This is a genomic window from Acetobacter papayae JCM 25143, from assembly GCF_000613285.1.
In the GTDB taxonomy this organism is placed as follows: Bacteria; Pseudomonadota; Alphaproteobacteria; order Acetobacterales; family Acetobacteraceae; genus Acetobacter; species Acetobacter papayae.
This window is the reverse complement of record NZ_BAIN01000016.1, coordinates 13126-34634: the sequence shown is the minus strand read 5'-3', so window position 1 is coordinate 34634 and position 21509 is coordinate 13126. Positions and strand designations below refer to the sequence as shown.

The window sequence follows — 21509 nt, the reverse complement described above, 5'->3', positions numbered from 1 at the left end:
ATGACCGACACCGCAGCCCAGCCCCCCGTGCCAGACACCACCCTGCCCGTAGGCATTGCCGCACAGGGCACCCGCACGGAACAGGATTCCATGGGGTCGATCGCCGTTCCCGCCGACCGCTACTGGGGTGCGCAGACACAGCGCAGCCTTGTCCATTTTTCCATTGGCACGGACCGCATGCCCCTGCCGCTTTATCATGCCTATGGCATTGTCAAGAAAGCGGCGGCTCTGGTCAATGCCGCCGAAGGCGCATGCCACAGTGGAAAGCCGAGCTGATTGCCCGTGTAGCAGACGAAGTCAGCGCAGGCGCGCTGGATGCGCATTTTCCGCTCTCGGTCTGGCAGACCGGTTCAGGCACCCAGACCAACATGAATGTCAATGAAGTCATAGCCAACCGGGCCATCCAGCTTGCGGGGGGAGATATTGGTAGCAAAACCCCGGTTCACCCGAATGATGACGTGAACATGGGGCAGTCGAGCAATGATTCCTTTCCCACCGCGATGCATGTCGTAACCCTGCTGGAAATAGAAGACCGCCTGCTCCCCCGGCTGGAAGAACTGGCCGACGCGCTGGACGCCAAGGCGGCGGAATGGAAAGGCGTGGTCAAGATTGGCCGCACCCACCTGCAGGATGCGGTGCCCCTTACTGTCGGGCAGGAATGGTCGGGCTGGGTGCAGATGCTGCGCGATGCGCTGGACGTGCTGAAAAACGCCCGTTTGGGCCTGTTTGAACTCGCTGCCGGTGGCACAGCCGTTGGCACGGGGCTGAACGCGCCCCCCGGCTTTAGTCAGGCTATTGCAGAGCGCATTGCCTCGCTAACCGGCAGGCCGTTTGTAACGGCCCCCAACAAGTTCGCGGCCCTTGCCGGGCTGGACGCCATGGCCCGAGCCTCTGCCGGGTTGCGGGCCGTGGCCATTGTCTTGCTCAAGATCGCCAACGACATGCGCTGGCTGGCCTCTGGCCCCCGCTGCGGTCTGGGCGAACTGCTACTGCCTGAAAACGAGCCCGGCTCCTCCATCATGCCTGGCAAGGTCAACCCGACCCAGTGCGAGGCACTGGTCATGATTGCAACGCAGGTGCTTGGGCATGACAACACCATCGCCTTTGCCGCCAGTCAGGGCCAACTGGACCTGAACGTCATGCGCCCGGTCATTCTGGCCAACTGTCTGCACAGCATCCGCATTCTGGCGGATGGCTGCCATAATTTCCGTATTTTTTCAGTAGAGGGAACGCGCCTCAACCACGCGCGGATCGAGCGCTACGTGGCGGGCTCCATCATGCTGGTAACCGCACTCAGCCCCGCCATAGGCTACGACAAGGCTGCGGAAATTGCCCATATCGCACTACAGAACGACCTGAGCCTGAAAGAAGCGGCGCTAAAATCCGGCTATGTTGACGCCCCCACCTTCGAGCGGCTGGTCAACCCGCTGGATATGGTCGGCCACGGCACCGCTGGTGCCTGAGCCCCGCAGGGCCGAAAAGCCCACAGCCTCTTGCGCCCGGCAGGATTAGGGGTAGAAGAAAACAAAGGCTCCGTGGCCCGGTTTCCGGCCCGCATAACCAGCAGATGGCAGGTTTTTTCCGATGAATGAGAATGCAACCCGTATCGGTATCATCATGGGCGCGATCATGGTCGGCATTATTGTCTTTTGCACCATGTTCCAGAATTTCCGTGCACTTCTGCTGAACAAGCCCGAGCCCACCGCCATCAGCCGGAACGCGGGTGAATAACGGCACAACCGGATTATCTGCCCTCCCTCTTGGCGGGCGCTGCGTCAGGCTGTGGGCATTACTGGCGGGGTTGTCGCTCGCACTGGCGGGCCAGCCTTCCCCCTCCATGGCGCAGACTGTCGCTCAGAAAGAACCGGAGCAGGTCGCAGCCTCGGATAACCCTGCCGACGACACCCATAAAGGGGGCACACTCCGCCTTGTGGCCTCGGCCTCCGGTGGCACGCTGGACCCGCAGATCAATTACGGGGCCCGCTTCGTCAACCTATTTGCCAATGTGTATGACGGGCTGACGGCCTTCCGCAAAGCAGCCGGGCCAGAGGGTGCCCAACTCGTGCCGGATCTGGCGGAAAGCCTGCCAACCCCAAGCAATGGCGGGCTGACCTACAGCTTCACCCTGCGGCCGGGGCTACGTTTCTCCAACGGCCAACCCGTGACCGTGCAAGATGTGCGCGCCTCTTTTCAACGGCTATTCAAGGTGGCCTCCCCCACGGCTGGTGCGTTTTACGGCACCATTGCCGGGGCCGATGCCTGCCTGAATGCCCCCGCCACCTGCACGCTGGAAAAAGGGCTGGAAATCGACCCCGCACAACGGCGCATTACCTTCCACCTGACGGAACCCGACACCGAATTCCTGCACAAGCTCGCCTTTATTCATGCCGTGATCCTGCCAGCCTCAAGCCCCCCGCACGATACCGGCAATACGCCCCTGCCCGGCACCGGCCCCTACCAGCTTGAAACCTATGACCCCGCCACCCGTCTTGAACTGGGCCGCAACCCGTATTTTGCCCCATGGAACCCGCAGGCCCAGCCCCAAGGCTTTCCCGACAGGATAACCTATACTTTCGGTATTCCTGACGAGACCGCCGTAACGGCCGTAGAAAACAACCAGTATGACTGGATGGCTGACCCCATCCCCCTCGACAGGCTGGGCGAAATTGGCAGTCGCTTTACCAGCCGCACCCATGTCATGCCGCACCCGTCCATCTATTTCCTGTCCATGAACATGCAGGAGCCACCCTTTACGGAACTGGCGGCCCGGCAGGCGGTCAATTACGCGCTCAACCGCAAGGCGCTGGTTATCCTGTATGGGGGGCCGGGTATTGCTCGCCCGCTCTGCGGTATGGTGCCAACCTCCCTGCCCGCCTCCGATATCGGGTGCGACTACACGGTTGGTGCCTCGCCCGAAAACCCCGCCCCCCAATGGCGTGGGCCAGACCTTGAGCGCGCCCGTGCGCTTGTACGTGCCAGCGGTACCGCCGGGCAGAAAGTAACCCTCATTACCGCCAACACCAGCACCGATATCGCCATGGGAACATGGCTGCGCGACATGCTCGAAAGCATTGGCTACAAGGCCACCGTGCGACCATTGAACGGCAATATCGCCTTTCCCTACATGCAGAACACCGACAACCATGCACAGATCGGGCTGACGGGCTGGTCGGCGGATTATCCCTCCCCCTCCAATTTTTTAGATGCACTGTTAGGCTGTGAGAATTTTCACCCTCACTCAGACAGTTCGATCAACCTGCCCGGTTTCTGCGATGGGCCAACGCAGGCCCTGATGGATCGCGCCCGCTCCGATACAAGCCTGAGCGACGAAGCACGCAACGCCATCTGGCGTCAGGTCAATGAGCGTGTCATGGCGCTTGCCCCCATGGCTCCGGCGTTTGAAACCGAAAGCGTGGTGCTGACCTCCGAGCGGGTAAAACACTTCATTTACACCACCATCAATCAGGTTCTGTTCTCACAGGTCTGGCTGCACTAGCCCTTCAGCCAAGCCCCCTGCACCGGGGACAGAATGGCTGTCATGCCTGATCTCTCTACCCACAGCCCCATCCACGCCGTAAAACGCGGCCTGATACACTGGGAGGATAAGCCGGAATGGCCGTGACATGGGGTGATTTTCAGGCTGTGGTGCAGCTTTCAGCCGGGCTTAACGTCGCCATTCTGAGCTTTGTGGATATCAGCCTGCCCGCCATCAAGGAGCGTCGGCGTGTTTTTGCCAAGGCCCGGCAGGAACTCGAAATTCACCGAAAAAACCCGCACAAACGCACTGCCGAGGAAAAAGAGGCCCACGCCGAGGCCGTGGGCGATGTGGACCGCAAACTATTCGACCTTTGGCAGGAAACATCGGCCTTCGAAAACATCGAAGATTCCCTGATGAAATCCACCGGCGTGTTCGGTTTTTTTGGCGCGGTGCTGAGCGTCACCCTGCTGTGGTATTCAGCCCTGTACTATAACGACACCATTCGCCTGACGGGCGAGATGCTGATTATCGTTTCCTTCTGCTCGCTCATAGGTGCGTTTCTGATCAATTTCTTTACCGCCTCCAAGGCATCGCATTATGCCAAGCGGTGTAACGACCTGCGCGAGCATATGCGCAAACACCTATAACGTGGCATTTTCCAGCGCCTTACCAACGCTGGGAAATGGTAACGAACATGGCGCGGCCCGGCGCGTAGGCACAGGCGACCGAACGCGTACAGACAGACACGTATTTCTGGTCCGTTATATTGGTGCCATTAAACTGCACGCGCGTTTTCCGGTAATCGAGATGCGCTACCAGATCCCCCACCAGTTGCGATGGCACGGTAAAGGTTTCAGGCAGCGCGCCGGCCGTATTGCCGGTATAGCGAAGCCCCCCGCCCACACCGGCTGACCAGTTCTGCCCGAACCGGAAATCCCGCTTGAGAAATAGCGATGCCATGTGCGACGGCACGGCCACAGGCCGCTGCCCAAGCTGTGCTACTTCCGTTGTCCGGGTAATGCGCGGGTCCTGATACGTGTAGGACGCAATAAAATCGATCCGCCCCGGCAGCCGCCCTATCCCTTCAAACTCGAAACCGCGGGTTCTCTGCTGCCCGGTCTGGATATCAAAGGCTGTATGATTGGGATCGGAGGTGAGCACATTATTTTCAACAAGATTGAAAAAATCTGCCGTGAGCATGAAATTTTCCAACCCCGGCATCTCTTTCACTGGCCGGTATTTAACCCCTGCCTCGATCTGCTTGCCCGTGGTTGGCACATAGGGGGTGTTATCATACGTCTGCCCCACCTGCGGCTGGAAGGATGTTGCATAGGCAACATACGGGTTAAGCCCGATGGAAGACGCGTAAAGCAGCCCCACGCGCCCGGTAAAAGCGTTATTGTTCTGCGGTGTGCTACCTCGGGTCAGGTTATTAACCGTAAGGCTCTGCGTAAAATCACCACGGCCGGACAGGGTCAGATAGATATGTTTCCACTCTGCCTGTTCCTGCAAATACAGGCCTGTATCTGTCTCGGTTTCGTTGGTGTTGCTGTAGGTGCCTGCCTTTGGCCAGATAATGGCGGTGTAGACCGGGTTATAAAGATCAAGCGTAGAGGCTTTGGTCTGCCCACGCCGGTTGGCCATGAAATCACTTCTGAAATCAACGCCAAACAGCAGTTCGTGGTGCACCGGCCCGGTTGTGAGCTTGAGGTTTGAGCGGGTATCGAGCGTTACGTTGTTATAATTTGCTGTCTGCAACAGGGCTGTACGGGAAATCGTGCGCTGGTTGGCCGCCAGTGCAGAGGTGGTGACGAACCGGTAATCCAGATCAAGATGCGCGTAACGCATGTTTTGCGTAATGGTCCAGTTAGGAGCAAGCTGGCGGGTAAAGCTATAGCCAATCGCTACCTGACGCTTTGAATACACATCGAAATTCGCATCGCTGCTCAGGAAATTACGGGCAATATACCCATAGGGCGATGCGTAAACGGTTCCATCCGCTGGCAGGAACTGGGCTGTTGATCCGGCATCAAGCTGTTCGTAACTTGCCAGAATGGTAAAGTCGGTTTTGCTATCGGGCCGCCAGCGCAGAGACGGGGCCACATAAATTTCGTTATTCTTGATATTGATGGCGTAAGTATCAGACTTGCGTAGCAGACCGTTAAAACGCCAGAGCAGCGTCTTGTCCCTGTTCAGTGCTCCGCCAACATCCGCGGCCCCCTGTATGCGTGAGTAGGAACCGGTTTGGATATTGACCTCGTTCTGCTGTTGCAGGGTCGGGCGTTTGCTGACCGCATTGATAATACCCCCCAACTGCCCTGACCCATACAGTGCCGAAGAAGCCCCGCGCAGCACATCCATGGCCTCTAGCCCCATGGTTCAATGCTGAAAGACTGAGAGGACGAGGCATCAGGCGTGCGGGTACCATCAAGATAGATATCCGGGCTGAACCCGCGAATTGTCCCGAAATAACCACGCGGATCATCCTTGGAGCCATAATCGGACACACCGGCAGAATAACGAATGGCCTCGGACACGCTCCGCGCGTTGAGGATTTTCATTCTTTCCTGCGTAATGACCGTAATATTCTGGGGGGTGAGTTCCAGCGGCGTTTGCGTTTTTGTAGCGGATTGCGATGCATGCGGCAGAAAACCCGAGCGCAGCCCTGCCACCGTGATGTCTTCATGCTCCGTCGCGGGCTTGCCCTGTGCCGCAGGTGCCGGGCTTGCTCCGTGGGGCTTTACTCCAGCCTCGGCTTTTCCGTGAACAGGCCCCTGCGCCTGTGGCGGCACGGTATCTGGCTGGGTCTTGGCATGGGCAGCCGTAACATGCAGCCCCCCTTCAAGAACCAGAAGCATGGCACACGGTACAGAAGTAAGACGACGGGTCATAAGGACAGACAGGCTCCTGAGCGGTTTTTTGCGCAACCCTGCAATTGCGAGTTATTATCAATTTCTGCTCATAGCCAATGCGTAAACCTTTTGTAAAGAAATTCGGCACATTCCCGTTGAAATAAGTAAAAAACGCTGCGGCCCGGCGTGCCTGTCAGGCCTCAGCCCGTGGTTTGCGGGCACGAACCGAAGCCACCGTCAGCACGCCTCCGGCCAACAGCCCACCCAGCGAGAACATGCCCAGCCAGATCATCAGCCCCAGAGGCTGTGTCAGCCGCATGCACAGGACCAGTGCCGCAAGCGGCAGCACAAGCCTTACCACCCGCAGCGCAGTCGCATGCGTGTTCCCGATCAGCAGCAAGCGTTGGATTTTAGACTGCAACAGCCCGTGGCTCAGCAAAGCAAGCGTCCAGCACACCAGTGCCATAAAAGCGATCATCGGCTCCGCGCAATCATGGACTGCCCCCAGACTGCCAGCAGGCCGAACCCAAGGGCGCAGGCATCCACCACCCCATAAACATCCAACCGGGGCGCAAAAGCTGTGCCACTGCGCGATACAACGTCAAGCACCGGCAAACCGCAGCCAAGCACCGCAATACCCCATGCCTGCTCGCGCCAGCCTGCGCGCACATGCCCCGTACAACTGCGCACCGCCGCATGCACCAACGTGCACAGCCACAGCAGGAAAAAGACTTTGGCCTCCAGCAGATCACGCTGCGCCAATGACGGCGCTATCAGCCGGTTGCTCCACAAAAAACCCAGAGCTGCAAAGGGCAGACCAAAAGTGACCGTGAGCGTAAAGGCCTCCGCTACAGCCAGCCGTACCGTGCCACCATGGTTGCGCCGGTGCTTGATTACAAACAGCACAAGCCCGGCCGACATCATGGCGCTGCCGACTGCACCGCAGATAAAATACAGCCAGCGCAGCCCCGATGTACCCCAGCGGGCATAATGCAGTCCGCGCATAACACCCCCAAGGCTCTGCACGCCTCGCTCCCCCGGTTTGACGGCAATCTGCTGTCCATCACGCGGAGAGAAATCGACATGATCGCGCGTGATCACAAAATTCGCCGCATCCGACCGGTAGAAAGAAACCGCGCGGGGCTCGAACCGGATAAAGCCGATATTGCCTTCTCCATAAACCGCCTCGGCCTGTTTCCACATCGGCCCCAACGGTGCGGACGGAGCTATGCCATGCGCTCTGTCATGGCCGGGGCGGTTGGCGGCCTTTCCGCCATACCCGTTGCTGATCATGGGAAACAGCCGGGGGGCATGAATAACAGCCCCGGTATAGGTAATCATGATGATAAACGGCAGCATCAGCACGCCCGCCATCAGATGCGCATCAAGCCATGCTCGTCCGGGGGCTGCAAAGGGCCGGAACAGCAGCAAGTCTGGCACCAGATTGCGAAAATGGATGACAATACCGGAAAAAACAGCAACCAGCAGGCCAATCGCCACCAGTTCCGTTACCATATTACCCCATACCGGCCCGCGATAGAGCGACTGATGCAGGTCAAAAAATAGCTGCCCACCCTGTGTCTGCCGCACATTCAGGTCTGAGCCGTCACGCGGGTTGAGTGCGGGGCCTACAAATGCGTGGCCGTCATAATGGAGGATACGCAGCACCGGGTCGCGGGCTGAGGGCATGTTCAGAAAAACCGTCTGCCCCGCATCGCGCAGGGCCTGCACCTGTTCGCCCGCGCGGTTCAGCCCCTCTTCCGTTAGGGTTAGCTGCGACAGCCCTGACAGTTCCGGCTGCATCCAGCGCGTAATTTCCGTATCGAACATAGCCAGCGAGCCACCGGTGAACACAACCACCAGAATGACACCGCAGACAAACCCCACCCAGGCATGCAGCCAGCCCATGCGGTTACGCAGGATATCGCGCATTAGAGCACGCCCGCCTGTAACAGCGGCACCGCCAGCACAACCAGCCCGGCCCCACCTCTAGGGAGCGCAAACAGCACCACAATCAGCAATGGCATGACAGCCAGTCCAATGCTCTGGAACACCATGGCATCTGGCCGCCCTGCCGCCAGAAAGAAAAGGCCGAGCGTGCAGAAATAGGCAAAGCCCACGATCCAGGCCCCACGAACAAGCCATCGTTTCCACAAGGCCCCCTTGGCGGCGGCTTTTCGGGGTCCACGGGTCATGCGCAGGTGACTTTCAGGCTTTCATCCGCTCGCCGTGTGTCTGGGAGAACAATCGGCATGGCTTTATGTGTTGAGAGAGATTCTCATCTTCACACATGTATCCGCATCCCGGCCCGTTTTGTCAATTGAGCCCGCGCGCCTGAGGCTGAAAGAACATGAACAAGACGGGCGGATAATCCGCTCCAAATAGCTGCCTGTGCGGTGCCCTGCTTATCCCGGCTCTGGTTTATCCACAGAATCTGTGGATGAAACACAGGACAACTTCATAACAAGTGCCGGATAACATTGTACAACTTTGTGCCTAATGGCGTTCAAGCCGCTCTATGACGGCACTCGCAACCTGAGGCGGCAGGGGCACATAATCCAATGAGCGGCCAATAGTGCCGCCATCCTTCACCGCCCAGCGGAAAAAGCGGCGCACCGCCTCCCCCTTGTTATCTTCCGTGGCATGAGCGGGCAGCAGCACATAGGTGGTGGTAACAATCGGCCAGCTTTCCGCACCCGGTGCATCGCACAGGGTTGCGGTCATGTCCTCGGCATCCCAATGGGCGGATTCCGCAGCGTGGCTGAAAGTCTCAACCGTCGGCCGCACAAAGCTGCCTGCCTGATTACGAATCTGCAGACCTGTCAGGTTATTATGCGCGGCATAAGCGTATTCCACATAGCCTATGCTGCCCTCCGTATTGCGGACATAAGCCGCAATGCCGTCATTACCCCGAGCCCCCGCCCCGGTTGGCCAGTCCACCGACATGCCCCGGCCCACGCCATTATGCCATGAGGAGGAAACCCGGCTCAGATAATCCGTAAAAACATAAGTCGTGCCCGAGCCATCGGCCGGTGCAACGGGGCTATGGCCAAGTCAGGCAGGGTCACGTCAGGGTTAAGTGCCACCAGTTGCGCATCGTCCCACTGGGTAATGCGCCCGGCATAGATATCGGCCAGAACCGGCCCGGTAAGGCGCAGCGCGCCAGCGGGAACCCCCGGCACATTGGCCGTTACGACAATGCCGCCAATGGCGGTCGGAACCTGCAACAGCCCCGCGCTGACCAGCCGCTCATGCACCATAGGTGCATCGGACGCCCCAAAATCCACCGTGCCGACACTGACAAGGTTCTGCCCTGCCCCCGAGCCGATCGCCTGATAATTGACCCTTACACCAACAGCCTTCTGCGCTGCTGTTGACCAGCCACCATACAGGGGGGCCGCAAAACTCGACCCGGCTCCGGTAATAATGACATCATCAACCGGGTCAGCCGCCGTATCCGCATACGCGGCAGAAACAGGGAGTGCGGCCATAAGCAGTGCGGCCAGACCGCAGGCCACCCCGACACGCTGAAAGCCATAAGCGGCCCTACCGAAAGATTGCCCGTAGCCCATGGTCTTTCCCTCTTCCGTCACACAGCGGATACGCATCCTGCGCGCCTAGCGCAGGACTGCACCCGTAGCCTTGACAACTGCGGCAACGATCTTGTCCGAGACGGCTTCCAGTTCCGCATCCGTCAGGCTGCGCTCATCGGGCTGCAAGGTCACTTCCACCCCGATAGAGCGATGTCCTTCAGGCACATGCGGCCCGGCATAGACATCAAACAGGCTAACACCCGCGACAAGCTGGCGTTCCGCACCACGCACCGCACGCAGGACATTTTCGCCCGCCACGTCGTCCGACACCACAAACGCAAAGTCACGCCGCACGGGCTGGAACGCGGAAAGCTGCGGCGGTGTCTTTTTACGGCGCTTGGGTTCAGGCACCGTATCGAGCAGCACCTCAAACGCGACCACCGGCACGTCTATGCCCTCGGCCCGCAGCACGGAGGGATGGAGTTCACCAAAGCGGGCCAGAACCAGCTTTGGCCCCTGCCGCAGCACACCGGAACGACCGGGATGATACCAGCTCGGCGCATCCGCCGTAGTGGTCACGGCATCAGGGTTCACGCCAAGCTGGCGCAGGATTTCAAGTGCATCGGCCTTGGCCGCCCAGAGCGAGACCGGCTCCGCAGCCACGCCGGGGGCCCGCGCCGTATGGCCCGCGCGCATACCCGCCGCAATGCTCTGCTGCGTCTGCTCAGCAAAAGCCGGGCCGATTTCAAACAGGCCGATATCCGACCAACCCCGCGCGCTATTGGCGCGAATGGCCGCCGCAAGGCTGACAAGCGGCGTGGGGCGCATCTGATCCAGATCAGAGGCAATCGGGTTCAGCAGCCGCAGGCTTTCGGGCGCGCCGCCAAACCGGGCAGCGGCATCGCTCGACACGAAAGAAAAGCCGACCGTTTCCGTCAGCCCGCGTGCGGCCAGCACACGCCGCGCCAGAGCATGGCGGGCAAGGCGCGGTTCCATCGCCGCCCCCGGCACTGCACCCAAGCGCGGCAGCGAGACAGGTGGCACGGCATCCAGCCCCTTGAGGCGCAGCACTTCCTCGACCAGATCTCTCTCGGCCTCGATTTCGGCAACACCCTGTGCCGCCTCGCGGGCAATATCGGCAGGCAGCATGTCGCCCTGCGCCAGAACCGGGGTCTGGGCTACATCATTACGCCATGCGGGCACGGCCACATCCACCTTCTCGGCGGTGCGGTCACGCACTTCAAAGCCCAGTTTCTCAAGTAGCCCCACGCTCTCATCTGCCGGAACAGGCAGGCCGCCAAGGGTTGCGAGGCTTTCAAAACGCAGGCTGGCAGTGCGCTGCCAGTGCGGCGGCTCACCAGCGGACACAACCTCGCTCGCCTCGCCACCACACAGATCGATAATCATGCGTGTAGCCGCTTCCAAGGCTGCAACCGGCAGAGCCTGATCCACCCCGCGTTCGAAACGGTAGCTGGAATCGGATGACAGGCCGAGCCTGCGCGCGCTGAGCGAAATCCTCACGGGGTCGAACAGGGCGCATTCAACAAACACATCGGTTGTCGTGTCATCCGCGCCCGAGCTTCGCCCCCCATGATACCGGCCAAAGACTGCACGCCCGCCTGATCGGCAATCACGCATTCTTCCGCCGTTACGGTGTAATCTCGCCCATCCAGCGCGCGGAATGTCTCACCCGAGCCCCGGCAGACCGTCAGCCGCCCGCCTGCAATCCGTGCCGCATCGAACACATGCAAAGGCCGCCCCAGATCGAAGCAGAAATAATTGGTGATATCCACCAGAGCCGAAATAGGCCGCAGACCAATGCTTTCCAGCCTGTTGCGCAGCCATTCCGGGCTGGGGCCATTTTTGACACCACGGATCGTGCGCCCCAGCACCCACGGGCAGGCCTCGGGGAAGGTGTTGGCCCATTCCACCGGCGAGGGGAAATGCCCCTCCACTGCCTCAGCCAGCCATGGCCGCAGCGTGCCAAGCCCGGCCGCGGCAAGGTCACGCGCAATCCCGCGCACACCCAGCGCATCGCCCCGGTTGGGCGTGATGGCGATATCGATCACCACCTCGTCCAGCCCGGCGTAGTCCGCATAGGATTGCCCCGGCAACGTGTCTTCGGGCAGCTCGGCAATGCCGTCGCTTTCAGCACCCAGCCCCAGTTCACGCAGCGAGCAAAGCATACCGCCGCTGGCCTCGCCCCGGATCGCGCCCTTTTTAATGGTGATATCGAGCCCAGGCACATAGGTACCCGGCTGCGCGAAAATAACCGCAAGCCCGGTACGCGCATTCGGCGCGCCGCAGACAACCTGCACGTTTTCAAAACCCGGTCCCGCATCCACGCGGCATACCCGCAGGCGGTCGGCATTGGGGTGCGGCACCGCCTCGACAATGCGCGCGGTCAGAAACGGCTCAAGCGCCGCACCACGGTTTTCAACACTTTCGACCTCAAGGCCGATACGGTTCAGGGTTGTGCAGATTTCGGCCAGTGTCGCCTGGGTTTCCAGGTGCTCATACAGCCATGACAGCGTGAATTTCATTGTCTACACCCCCTCGTGCAGCATGGCGGGCGCGAGCGGATCAGAACCGTAATGCCGCAGCCAGCGGATATCACTTTCATAGAACGACCGCAGATCAGGAATGCCGTTCTTGAGCATGGTCAGACGCTCCACCCCCATACCGAAGGCAAAGCCTTGCCACGTGCGCGGGTCCAGTCCACAATTGGCCAGCACGCGCGCATGCACCATGCCGGCACCCAGCACTTCCAGCCAGTCTTCTCCCGCACCGATTTCACCCGTCTTACGCGACCAACCGATATCCACTTCCAGCGACGGCTCGGTAAAGGGGAAATAAGAGGAGCGAAAACGCACAGGCATATCCGGCTTGGCAAAAAAGGCGCGCAGGAAGTCGATCAGGCAGCCCTTGAGGTGCCCCAGCGTAATATCCTGCCCGACAACGAGCCCTTCGCACTGGTGGAACATGGGCGAGTGTGTCGCGTCATGGTCAGCACGGTACGTGCGGCCGGGAGCGATGATACGGATAGGCGGCTTTTGCGCCAGCATGGTGCGGATCTGCACACCAGAAGTCTGGGTACGCAGCACACGCGCCACATCCAGCCCCGGCACGGGCGGCAGGTAAAACGTGTCATGGTCCGTACGGGCCGGGTGGTGAGCAGGCGTGTTGAGTGCTGAGAAATTATGCCAGTCGGTTTCGATATCCGGCCCTTCCGCCACCTGAAAGTCCATGGCGCCGAAAATGGCGGTCATTTCCTCGATCGCGCGGCTGATAGGGTGAATATAACCCTGCTGGACAGGCGCAGGCGGCAGGCTGACATCGACCCGCTCGGCTACAAGTCGCGCCTCAAGGGCTGCGGCTTCCAGCGCACGGCCGCGTTCTTCCACGGCCTGTGTCAGTTCATCACGCAGGCGGTTAAGGGCAACGCCACGCTGCTTGCGTTCCTCCGGCGCCATTTTGCCCAAAGCCTTGAGCAGCCCGGTCAGGCGACCGGACTTACCAAGCGTGGCGACACGCACGGCATCCCAGGCTTTCAGGTCAGACACGGCTGCCAGTTCAGACAGAACTTCGTGCCGAAGAGTATCAAGATCGTCGCTCATGGAACCCCACACGAGGAGAAAACGCTACCCGGCGGATACAATTTCCTGCCCGCCGAGGAAAGCCCCGATACCCAAAAACCCTCCATTCCCTTCGATTAAGCATGAACCCGCCCCCCTGCGCCCCCCAGATGGTGCACAGGTTTTACGCTCAGAACGCAAAAAAGGCCGCCCGGAAAACCGGGCGGCCTTTCTCGTTAAAGCCGTAAAAGCCTATCAGGCGCCTGAAATCAGGCTTCCAGAGCGGCCTGGGCCTTCTTCACGATTTCGGCGAAGGTCGCGGCGTCATCGAAAGCGATGGCGGCCAGAACCTTACGGTCGATTTCGATCCCTGCCTTGTCCAGACCGTTGATGAAACGGCTGTAGGTCAGGCCATGCTCACGCACGGCAGCGTTGATACGCTGAATCCACAGAGCGCGGAATTCGCGCTTTTTGTTGCGACGGTCGCGATAGGCGTAACGCAGCGCCTTTTCAACACGCTCGAGCGCAATACGATAGTTGGTGGATGACCGGCCGCGATAGCCTTTAGCCAGATCCAGAACTTTTTTATGACGGGCGTGGGTGGTTACACCGCGTTTTACACGTGCCATTTCTCAGATGCTCCTTACGACAGCCCGTAGGGGGCCCACTGCTTCACAGTGAGGCCGTCCTGGTGAGCCAGAACCTGCGTACCGCGTGCAGTGCGCTTCATTTTCTGCGTGCGTTTGATCAGGCCGTGGCGCTTGCCTGCCGGGCCGGAGAGCACCTTACCGGTCGCGGTGATCTTGAACCGCTTCTTGACCGATGACTTGGTCTTCATCTTGGGCATTTGACTACTCCTGCTAAACACAAAGGATCAGGCTGAACAGCGCCACAAGGACGCAGCGTTCAACCGTACACGGCCGGGCATGCCCCACAGGCCCGGACGCGTGCATGAGTGCGCTCCCTTAAAAGAAAGCGCTGCACCATGCAAGCCCCGCATGACAAGTAGGTGACATATTAAAGCCTTGCCGCCGCGCGAACCGTTCCTCGAGCGGCATAAAAGCAAGCAAAGACAGGCATACCTCATGTAAAGCGGGCAGGGAAATTGGCACCTGTCTATATACGGACAAATATAGATGCCCGTGACAGCACTCCATAGTCAGTAAACTCACACACCATCAGCCTCGGACAAATAAATCTTATTCACTTTTGCGCGTCTTTATCCGTCATCCATACGTTGTATTGATACCCAAAAGGCGGATAAGACTTGATCCAAGTCAAAACAGTATCAGCCTCAGATGCGTAAGCCGCGACGAAAGCGCCCCACTGGTCTTTCGTAAGCAAAGGTATCCGGCATGGGAGTGGGGGTTGGAGTGATCAAACGTTTTCTAGCAGGGGCAGCCGCAGTCGGAACTGTGGCCGGGCTCGGTTTCCTTTATTATGCTTGGTATCCGGCGCTGGCGCCTGTCACGCCGCCGGCTGCAGGCACGTTCACGCCTGAACAGATCGAACGCGGGCGCATTGTCGCGGCAGAAGCTATTGCGCCGAATGCCACACCCGTACCGATGGCACGCCGGGCCCCGAGCTCGCAGGCGATTACAGGATGGAAACCCCCTTTGGGGCCATCCACTCCTCGAACATCACGCCTGATGTCGAGACCGGTATCGGCACATGGTCCGAGGCCGCGTTCAAGCGCGCCATGCGGCTGGGTGTATCGCGGGAAGGTGAACACCTGATCCCGGCTTTCCCTTACGATCATTTTACCAAAATGACCGATCAGGATCTGTCCGACCTTTATGCCTTCCTGATGACACGCCCTGCCGTGCATCTGGCTCCCCGGCCCAATGAGCTGCCCTTCCCGCTCAGCCTGCGCATCATGCAGGCAGGGTGGAAGCTGATGTTCTTCAGCCCCGGCGCATACAAGCCCGACCCCAGCCATGATGCGCTGTGGAACCGCGGCGCGTATCTGGCTGAAGGCAACGCGCATTGCGGTGCGTGCCATACGCCGCGCAACTTCATGGGCGCTGAAAAGAAGGGCTCGCAATACGATGGGGCCGTGGTGGATAACTGGATCGCCCCGCCGCTGAACGAGCACAACCCCACCCCCACCACATGGACGGAAGATGAACTCTTCCAGTACCTGCGTTTTGGGGTAGCGCCACTGCATGGCCCGGCTGGCGGCCCCATGTCGCCCGTGCCGCACCGCTTCCTGTCCACCGTGCCGGAAGAAGATGTGCACGCCATCGCGCATTATTATGCCGATGTCGATCACGCTGCCGAACGCTCCAAGCATGATGCAGCCGCTCTGGCACTTGCCATGGAACAGTCACGGGCAGGCCTGATTGGCCCCAACCCGGACCCGGACGCCAAGCTGTATCAGGGCGCATGCGCGGCATGCCATTACAATGCTGCCCCTGCCCCCGTTCTCGGCCGCCCCGATCTGGCGCTGAACAACGCCCTGTGGCTGGATGAGCCGACCAACCTCTTCCAAGTCATGCTGCACGGGCTGACTGCGGAAGAAGGCCAGTCTGGCGTAGCCATGCCGAGTTTCTACAACGCCCTGTCCGATGCGGACATGGCCCGGATCGCTGCCTATCTGCGCCGGACACGTACGACCCTGCCACCATGGACCGACCTTGAGAAAAAGGCCGCCGCCATACGCAGCACCGTGCAGTCCAGTCCTGTCAATTCATCCCACTAAGGCGCGGCAGCGGAGCAAGACATGATAACGTTCAAACTCAACGGCCGTGATGTCAGCATCGATGTGCCTGAAGATACCCCCCTGCTGTGGGCCCTGCGTGACGATCTGGACCTGACCGGCACAAAATTTGGCTGCGGTGTTGGCCAGTGCGGTGCCTGCACCGTGCTGGTCGGCGGGCGGGCTACCCGTTCGTGCATCACCCCCATGAGTTCCATTGAGGGGGCGGATATCACCACCATCGAGGGGCTGGACCCACAGGGCCAGCACCCCGTGCAGGAAGCCTGGAAGGACATTCAGGTTCCGCAGTGCGGATACTGCCAGTCCGGCCAGATCATGCAGGCTGTCAGCCTGCTCAAGGACTACCCGGACCCGACCGACGAGGAAATCGACGGTGTCATGGGTGGTAGCCTGTGCCGGTGCATGACCTATGTGCGAATCCGCAAGGCCATCAAAAAGGCAGCGGCAGCCCTTCGTGCCCAGACATCCGGCAAGGAGACCTCTCATGGGTAAGCTCGAACGCATTGCCGCCCGTCAGGATCGCGCGGCGGGGCTTGGCCCCACCCGGCGCGGCTTTCTGCTGACCGCAGCGGGCTCTGCCTTTCTCTTCGGTTTCGCACGCTCGGCCAAGGCGGCTCCTGTTTTCCCACAGGCAGCGGCTAACCTGCCTGAAGCCGGAGCCTTCGAACCCACGCTGTGGTGTTCCATCGCCCCCGATGGCTGGGTGAACATCAACATCATCCGCGCGGAAATGGGCCAGCATATCGGCACAGCACTGGCCCGGATCATTGCTGATGAAATGGAAGCCGACTGGGACAAGGTGCGTATCACCTATGTCGATACCGATCCCAAATGGGGCCTGATGGTTACCGGCGGGTCGTGGTCGGTCTGGATGACATGGGACCAGTTCCGTCAGGCCGGGGCTGCGGCGCGCACCGTCATGGTGGCCGAAGGGGCCAAGCTGCTGGGCGTGGACCCTGCCGCCTGTGTTGCCCGTAATGGTCAGGTGATCGCGGGCAAGCGCTCCATTGCCTATGGCGATATCGTCAGCCGCGCGCATCCGACCCGCAGCTTCACCCCCGAAGAAATGGCCAAGCTGCCGCTCAAGCCCGCCTCCGAACGCAGGCTGATCGGCAAGCAGGTGCGGGCACTCGACATCCCCGCCAAGACCGACGGTACCGCCGTATATGGGATAGACGCCAAGCTGGAAGGCATGGTGTATGCCCGCCCCAAGCTGCCGCCCACCCGCTACGGTGCCAAGGTCGTTTCGGTGGATGAAACCGAAGCGCGCAAGGTCAAAGGCTATATCCGCCATATCGTGCTGGAAGATCCGTCCGGCACGGTGCCGGGCTGGGTGGCCGTTCTGGCCTCCTCCTACCCCGCAGCCATCCGCGCTACCGATGCGCTCAAGGTGACATGGGAAGCCGGGCCTACCGCGCATGTGAGCGAGCATGACATTATCGAGCATGGTCGCGCGCAGATCGCCAACAAGGAAGGCGGCTCTTGCGTCTTCAACGATCCCGGGGTGGATGAAGCCTTCGCCCATGCCGACAAGATTGTGGAGCACACCTATACCTGCTCCTCTGTCCTGCACTACCAGCTTGAACCGCTGAACGCGCTCGCCCGCCTGCATGAAGGCAAGTGGGAAGTGCATTGCGGCAACCAGTGGCAGTCTTTGTTCCTGCCCGTTATCGCCAAGGCTCTGGGCGTGCCCGAGACCGATGTGGTGATGCGCAGCTACATGCTGGGTGGTGGTTTCGGCCGACGCCTGAACGGCGATTACGCCGTACCGGCAGCCTGATTTCCAAGGCGCTGAACGGCCGCCCGGTCAAGCTGATCTTCACCCGTTCGGATGATGTGCAGTACGATTCCATCCGCTCGCCCTCCATCCAGACCGTGCGGGCCGCCCTGACAAAAGACGGCGCGTTTCAGGGCTGGCAGCACCATGCCGCCGCTGGCTGGCCGACCCGCGTTATGGCAGCCGCGTTCATGGAAAAAGGGCTGATGGCAAGCCTTACGACCAGTTCGCTATTGCCGGGGCCGACCATTGGTACACCGTCGGCCCGATGCGCGTGCGCGCGCTCGACAACGATCTGGCCGATGCGACTTTCCGCCCCGGCTGGCTGCGTTCGGTCAGCTCCGGCTGGACACCATGGGCGCATGAAACCTTTCTGGACGAAGTGGCCCACTCACTCGGCAAGGACCCGGTGGCCCTGCGGCTGAGCCTACTGATCAGCGAAGGGCGCAATGCGGGGTCTGCTCCGGATTCCGTTGGCGGTGCTAGCCGTCAGGCGGCGGTACTCAAGCGTCTGGCGGAAAAATGCGGCTATGGCCGCACGGACCTGCCCGCCGATACCGGTATTGGCATTGCCACCACCTTCGGTCAGGAACGCGGCATGCGACATGGACTGCCGGTGCCGCCCGCGTGCGGGTTGACCGCAGAACCGGCGTGGTAACCTGCGAGAAAATCTGGCTGGTGCTGGATGCAGGCACCGTGATCGACCCCGATGGCGCAACCGCCCAGACCGAAGGCGGCGCGCTGTGGGGCCTGAGCATGGCGCTGTTTGAAGGCACGGAAATCGAGAACGGCAACGTGCGTGACCGTAACCTTGATACCTACACCCCGCTGCGTATCGCGGATGTGCCGGATATGGAAATCGAGTTCCTGCCCAGCACCGAAAAGCCCATGGGCTTGGGTGAACCGGGTGTGACCACCATTGCCCCGGCTATTGGCAATGCGATTTTCAATGCCGTGGGCGTGCGCCTGCGCCACCTGCCCATTCGCCCGGCGGATGTGCTGGCAGGCCTGAACAAGGCTGGCTGATCGTCAGGCCATATGACAGAAAAAGGGGCGGAGGCCGATATGGCCCCCGCCCCTTTTTTATGGGCCGTTTTCTGGCCCGGTGTTTTTCCAATGATATGGGCCTGTTCAGGCTGGCATGGCCGCCGCCGAGCGGATAGCCCGCGCCATGGCCTCTACCCCGTTACCCCGGTTGGTGGAGAGTGCCTGCACCAGCCCGAGGTCGCGCAGGAAGGAAGGGTCAGTCGCTGCAATCTCTGCCCGTGTGCGCCCCGAATAGACACGCAGCAGCAGGGCCACCAGCCGCTGACAATCGCCGCATCGGACTGGCCCGCAAAATACAGCCGATCGCCTTCGGCTTTTTCCTCCAGCCAGACCTGACTCTGGCAGCCGGGCACCCTATGGGCGTCATCCTGCCAGACCGAAGGAAAAGGTGGCAGCTTGCGCCCCATTTCTATGATGTACTGGTAGCGTTCCATCCAGTCATCAAACAGTTCAAGCTCGTCGCGAATGGCTTCGATGGCTTCCGCCGCGCTTTCTTCAGGCGGGACGACAAAAGGCGCGTCCATTACAGGATAAACCGGCTCAGGTCGCCGCGCTGCGCTAGGGGCGTAACCTTGTCATTAACCATGTCAGCACTGACAACCATTTTTTCTCCCTGCCGTTCCGGCGCAGTAAACGAGATATCTTCAAGCAGTTTTTCCAGAACGGTAGCAAGCCTGCGCGCGCCGATATTCTCTACCCGTTCATTGATATCCGCGGCCAGTTCGGCCAGCGCATCTACCGCATCATCCGTAAACTCCAGTTCCACACCTTCGGTATGCAGCAAAGCCACGTACTGCTTGAGCAGCGAATGTTCGGGAGCCGTCAGGATTTGGCGCAGATCAGCCCGCGAGAGCGGCTGCAACTCCACACGGATTGGCAGACGCCCCTGCAATTCCGGCAGCAGGTCAGCCGGTTTGGCCAGATGGAACGCACCCGAGGCGATAAACAGAATATGGTCAGTGCGAACCGGGCCGTATTTGGTGGAAACGGTGGTGCCTTCGATCAGCGGCAGCAGGTCACGCTGCACGCCTTCACGCGAGACATCACCCCCTTTCATGCCGCTTTCGGAAGAACGGGCACAGACCTTGTCAATTTCATCGAGGAAAACAATGCCATTTTCCTGCGCGATGGTCACCGCCTCACGCGTCAGGGCCTCACTGTCGAGCAGCTTTTCGGCCTCTTCGTTTCTGAGCTGCTCACGCGCAGCGGCTACGGTCATTTTCCGTGGCCGTGGGGTGCGGTTCATAAACGACTTCATCATATCGCCAAAGTTGACGACCTGACCGGGCACCAGCCCCGGCATTTCGCCAGCCCCCGCAGGCCCCGCATCGGCCACGGAGATTTCGATTTCCTTGTCTTCCAACTGGCCGCTCCGCAGCATGCTGCGAAAACGGCTTTTGGTATCGGCAGAGGACCCTTCGCCCACCAGCGCGTTGACAATCCGCTCTTCCGCTGCCTGCGCTGCCTGTGTTTCCACATCTTTGCGCCGGGCGTTCTTGAGCATGACAATGGCGGCATCCACCAAATCCCGCACGATGCTGTCCACATCGCGGCCTACGTAACCCACCTCGGTAAACTTGGTGGCCTCAACCTTGAGAAACGGTGCCTGCGCCAGCCGAGCCAGACGGCGGGCAATTTCGGTTTTGCCGCAGCCAGTCGGCCCGATCATGAGAATATTCTTGGGCACAACCTCTTCACGCATGCCATCGGGCAGTTGCGCCCGCCGCCAGCGGTTGCGCAGGGCAATAGCAACGGCACGCTTGGCATCGGTCTGCCCGACAATAAAGCGGTCAAGCTCGGCAACAATGCCGCGCGGCGACAGGTCAGGCGCTTGCATCAGGCATCTCCCGTAGTGGTGCGGGTTTCAAGCGTTTCAACCCTGACTGCATGATTGGTATAAACACAGATATCACCGGCAATTTTCATGCTGCGCCGCACGATTTCCTCGGCCCCCATCCCATCCACGCCCAGCAGCGCTCGGGCAGCGGACAGGCATAATTGCCGCCTGAGCCAATGGCGATCACCCCGTCCTCGGGTTCCAGCACATCGCCATTACCAGTCAGAGTATAGGAATGTTCGGCATCGGCCACGGCCATCATCGCTTCCAGCCGGCGCAGATAGCGGTCTGTGCGCCAGTCCTTGGCGAGTTCCACGCAAGCACGTTCAAGCTGGTTGGGATAGCGCTCAAGCTTGGCTTCAAGCCGTTCGAGCAGGGTAAAGGCATCGGCCGTGGCTCCGGCAAAGCCTGCGAGAATGGAGCCAGATGGCCCGATCCGCCGCACCTTGCGGGCATTGCCCTTGATAACGGTGCTGCCCAGCGTCACCTGGCCATCGCCCGCCATGGCCACACATGGCCCGCGCCTTACACACAGGATGGTCGTGCCATGCCAGCCGACCGGATCATAGGGAGAGGAAGCAATGAATGAGTTCTGCATGATCTCAAAGAAATAGGGCTTTACTCCGCCAACACAAGGGGTAAGCGCTTGAACACCGCCCTGCACACACCGCACGACCAGCCCGTGCCTGCG

The 21509-nt window shown here is 60.4% G+C and carries 13 protein-coding genes and 7 pseudogenes; 7 read left to right on the top strand and 13 right to left on the bottom strand.

Features of this window, described 5'->3' with window-relative positions:
- The 4 genes and pseudogenes from fumC (at window position 1) to JCM25143_RS06080 (ending at window position 4125) form a co-directional block, all read left to right on the top strand.
- Window positions 1-1463: pseudogene (gene fumC, locus JCM25143_RS17355) on the top strand (class II fumarate hydratase).
- A 121-nt stretch (window positions 1464-1584) separates the two neighbouring features.
- On the top strand, window positions 1585-1731 hold the full coding sequence (locus JCM25143_RS22265; protein WP_159101594.1) for a hypothetical protein: 147 nt from the start codon (window positions 1585-1587) through the stop codon (window positions 1729-1731).
- Window positions 1724-3496, top strand: a complete 1773-nt coding sequence (locus JCM25143_RS06085) for an ABC transporter substrate-binding protein (protein WP_456303593.1) — start codon at window positions 1724-1726, stop codon at window positions 3494-3496. Before JCM25143_RS22265 ends, JCM25143_RS06085 begins: the two co-directional genes overlap by 8 nt.
- A gap of 116 nt (window positions 3497-3612) precedes the next feature.
- Entirely contained in the window at window positions 3613-4125 is a 513-nt protein-coding gene (locus JCM25143_RS06080) for a hypothetical protein (protein WP_025860383.1), read from the top strand.
- A gap of 19 nt (window positions 4126-4144) precedes the next feature.
- Here JCM25143_RS06080 and JCM25143_RS17350 read toward each other — a convergent pair whose 3' ends face one another.
- The 10 genes and pseudogenes from JCM25143_RS17350 to rpmI all read right to left on the bottom strand — a co-directional run bounded on the left by JCM25143_RS17350 (window position 4145) and on the right by rpmI (window position 14285).
- The gene (locus JCM25143_RS17350; protein WP_234395027.1) at window positions 4145-5854 is read right to left on the bottom strand and encodes a TonB-dependent siderophore receptor; all 1710 of its coding nucleotides are present in this window, start codon (window positions 5852-5854) and stop codon (window positions 4145-4147) included.
- Window positions 5845-6369, bottom strand: a complete 525-nt coding sequence (locus JCM25143_RS23630; RefSeq protein WP_234395026.1) for a TonB-dependent receptor plug domain-containing protein — start codon at window positions 6367-6369, stop codon at window positions 5845-5847. Before JCM25143_RS23630 ends, JCM25143_RS17350 begins: the two co-directional genes overlap by 10 nt.
- Window positions 6370-6523: 154 nt before the next feature.
- Entirely contained in the window at window positions 6524-6808 is a 285-nt protein-coding gene (locus JCM25143_RS06070) for a hypothetical protein (protein WP_025860382.1), read from the bottom strand.
- Entirely contained in the window at window positions 6805-8262 is a 1458-nt protein-coding gene (locus JCM25143_RS06065) for a PepSY-associated TM helix domain-containing protein (protein ID WP_025860381.1), read from the bottom strand. The genes JCM25143_RS06070 and JCM25143_RS06065 overlap by 4 nt, the downstream gene beginning before the upstream one ends.
- On the bottom strand, window positions 8262-8525 hold the full coding sequence (locus JCM25143_RS06060) for a hypothetical protein (protein WP_025860380.1): 264 nt from the start codon (window positions 8523-8525) through the stop codon (window positions 8262-8264). The genes JCM25143_RS06065 and JCM25143_RS06060 overlap by 1 nt, the downstream gene beginning before the upstream one ends.
- A gap of 301 nt (window positions 8526-8826) precedes the next feature.
- Window positions 8827-9821: pseudogene (gene pstS / locus JCM25143_RS17345) on the bottom strand (phosphate ABC transporter substrate-binding protein PstS).
- 126 nt (window positions 9822-9947) lie between these two features.
- Window positions 9948-12406 (bottom strand): annotated as a pseudogene (pheT, locus tag JCM25143_RS17340) (phenylalanine--tRNA ligase subunit beta).
- A 3-nt stretch (window positions 12407-12409) separates the two neighbouring features.
- Window positions 12410-13480 carry a phenylalanine--tRNA ligase subunit alpha gene (gene pheS / locus JCM25143_RS06045; RefSeq protein ID WP_025860379.1) on the bottom strand — a complete coding sequence of 357 codons (1071 nt, stop codon included), beginning with the start codon at window positions 13478-13480 and terminating at the stop codon, window positions 12410-12412.
- Window positions 13481-13707: 227 nt separating this feature from the next.
- On the bottom strand, window positions 13708-14067 hold the full coding sequence (gene rplT / locus JCM25143_RS06040; RefSeq protein ID WP_025860378.1) for a 50S ribosomal protein L20: 360 nt from the start codon (window positions 14065-14067) through the stop codon (window positions 13708-13710).
- Window positions 14068-14081: 14 nt separating this feature from the next.
- On the bottom strand, window positions 14082-14285 hold the full coding sequence (gene rpmI, locus JCM25143_RS06035) for a 50S ribosomal protein L35 (RefSeq protein WP_025860377.1): 204 nt from the start codon (window positions 14283-14285) through the stop codon (window positions 14082-14084).
- 526 nt (window positions 14286-14811) lie between these two features.
- Here rpmI and JCM25143_RS17335 point away from each other — a divergent pair.
- From JCM25143_RS17335 to JCM25143_RS17330, 3 genes and pseudogenes are all read left to right on the top strand, one after another.
- A pseudogene (locus JCM25143_RS17335) lies at window positions 14812-16139 on the top strand (c-type cytochrome).
- 21 nt (window positions 16140-16160) lie between these two features.
- Window positions 16161-16649, top strand: coding sequence for a (2Fe-2S)-binding protein (locus JCM25143_RS06025; RefSeq protein ID WP_025860376.1), 489 nt, complete (start codon window positions 16161-16163; stop codon window positions 16647-16649).
- Window positions 16642-18960: pseudogene (locus JCM25143_RS17330) on the top strand (molybdopterin cofactor-binding domain-containing protein). Before JCM25143_RS06025 ends, JCM25143_RS17330 begins: the two are co-directional and overlap by 8 nt.
- 105 nt (window positions 18961-19065) lie before the next feature.
- On the opposite strand, the pseudogene JCM25143_RS17325 reads toward JCM25143_RS17330, so the two are convergent.
- From JCM25143_RS17325 to hslV, 3 genes and pseudogenes are all read right to left on the bottom strand, one after another.
- Window positions 19066-19505 (bottom strand): annotated as a pseudogene (locus tag JCM25143_RS17325) (SufE family protein).
- Window positions 19505-20818, bottom strand: a complete 1314-nt coding sequence (gene hslU / locus JCM25143_RS06010) for an ATP-dependent protease ATPase subunit HslU (protein ID WP_025860375.1) — start codon at window positions 20816-20818, stop codon at window positions 19505-19507. The pseudogene JCM25143_RS17325 and the gene hslU overlap by 1 nt, the downstream one beginning before the upstream one ends.
- A pseudogene (gene hslV / locus JCM25143_RS17320) lies at window positions 20818-21416 on the bottom strand (ATP-dependent protease subunit HslV). Before hslV ends, hslU begins: the two are co-directional and overlap by 1 nt.
- Window positions 21417-21509: the final 93 nt, after the last annotated feature.

What these genes read in the sequence shown, in the direction of transcription:
- JCM25143_RS22265 (WP_159101594.1), top strand. Translation starts at nt 1,585, where the DNA reads ATGAATGAGAATGCAACCCGTATCGGTATCATCATGGGCGCGATCATG.
- JCM25143_RS06080 (WP_025860383.1), top strand. Translation starts at nt 3,613, where the DNA reads ATGGCCGTGACATGGGGTGATTTTCAGGCTGTGGTGCAGCTTTCAGCC.
- JCM25143_RS17350 (WP_234395027.1), bottom strand. Translation starts at nt 5,854, where the DNA reads ATGGGGCTAGAGGCCATGGATGTGCTGCGCGGGGCTTCTTCGGCACTG.
- JCM25143_RS23630 (WP_234395026.1), bottom strand. Translation starts at nt 6,369, where the DNA reads ATGACCCGTCGTCTTACTTCTGTACCGTGTGCCATGCTTCTGGTTCTT.
- JCM25143_RS06070 (WP_025860382.1), bottom strand. Translation starts at nt 6,808, where the DNA reads ATGATCGCTTTTATGGCACTGGTGTGCTGGACGCTTGCTTTGCTGAGC.
- JCM25143_RS06065 (WP_025860381.1), bottom strand. Translation starts at nt 8,262, where the DNA reads ATGCGCGATATCCTGCGTAACCGCATGGGCTGGCTGCATGCCTGGGTG.
- JCM25143_RS06060 (WP_025860380.1), bottom strand. Translation starts at nt 8,525, where the DNA reads ATGACCCGTGGACCCCGAAAAGCCGCCGCCAAGGGGGCCTTGTGGAAA.
- pheS (WP_025860379.1), bottom strand. Translation starts at nt 13,480, where the DNA reads ATGAGCGACGATCTTGATACTCTTCGGCACGAAGTTCTGTCTGAACTG.
- rplT (WP_025860378.1), bottom strand. Translation starts at nt 14,067, where the DNA reads ATGGCACGTGTAAAACGCGGTGTAACCACCCACGCCCGTCATAAAAAA.
- rpmI (WP_025860377.1), bottom strand. Translation starts at nt 14,285, where the DNA reads ATGCCCAAGATGAAGACCAAGTCATCGGTCAAGAAGCGGTTCAAGATC.
- JCM25143_RS06025 (WP_025860376.1), top strand. Translation starts at nt 16,161, where the DNA reads ATGATAACGTTCAAACTCAACGGCCGTGATGTCAGCATCGATGTGCCT.
- hslU (WP_025860375.1), bottom strand. Translation starts at nt 20,818, where the DNA reads ATGCAAGCGCCTGACCTGTCGCCGCGCGGCATTGTTGCCGAGCTTGAC.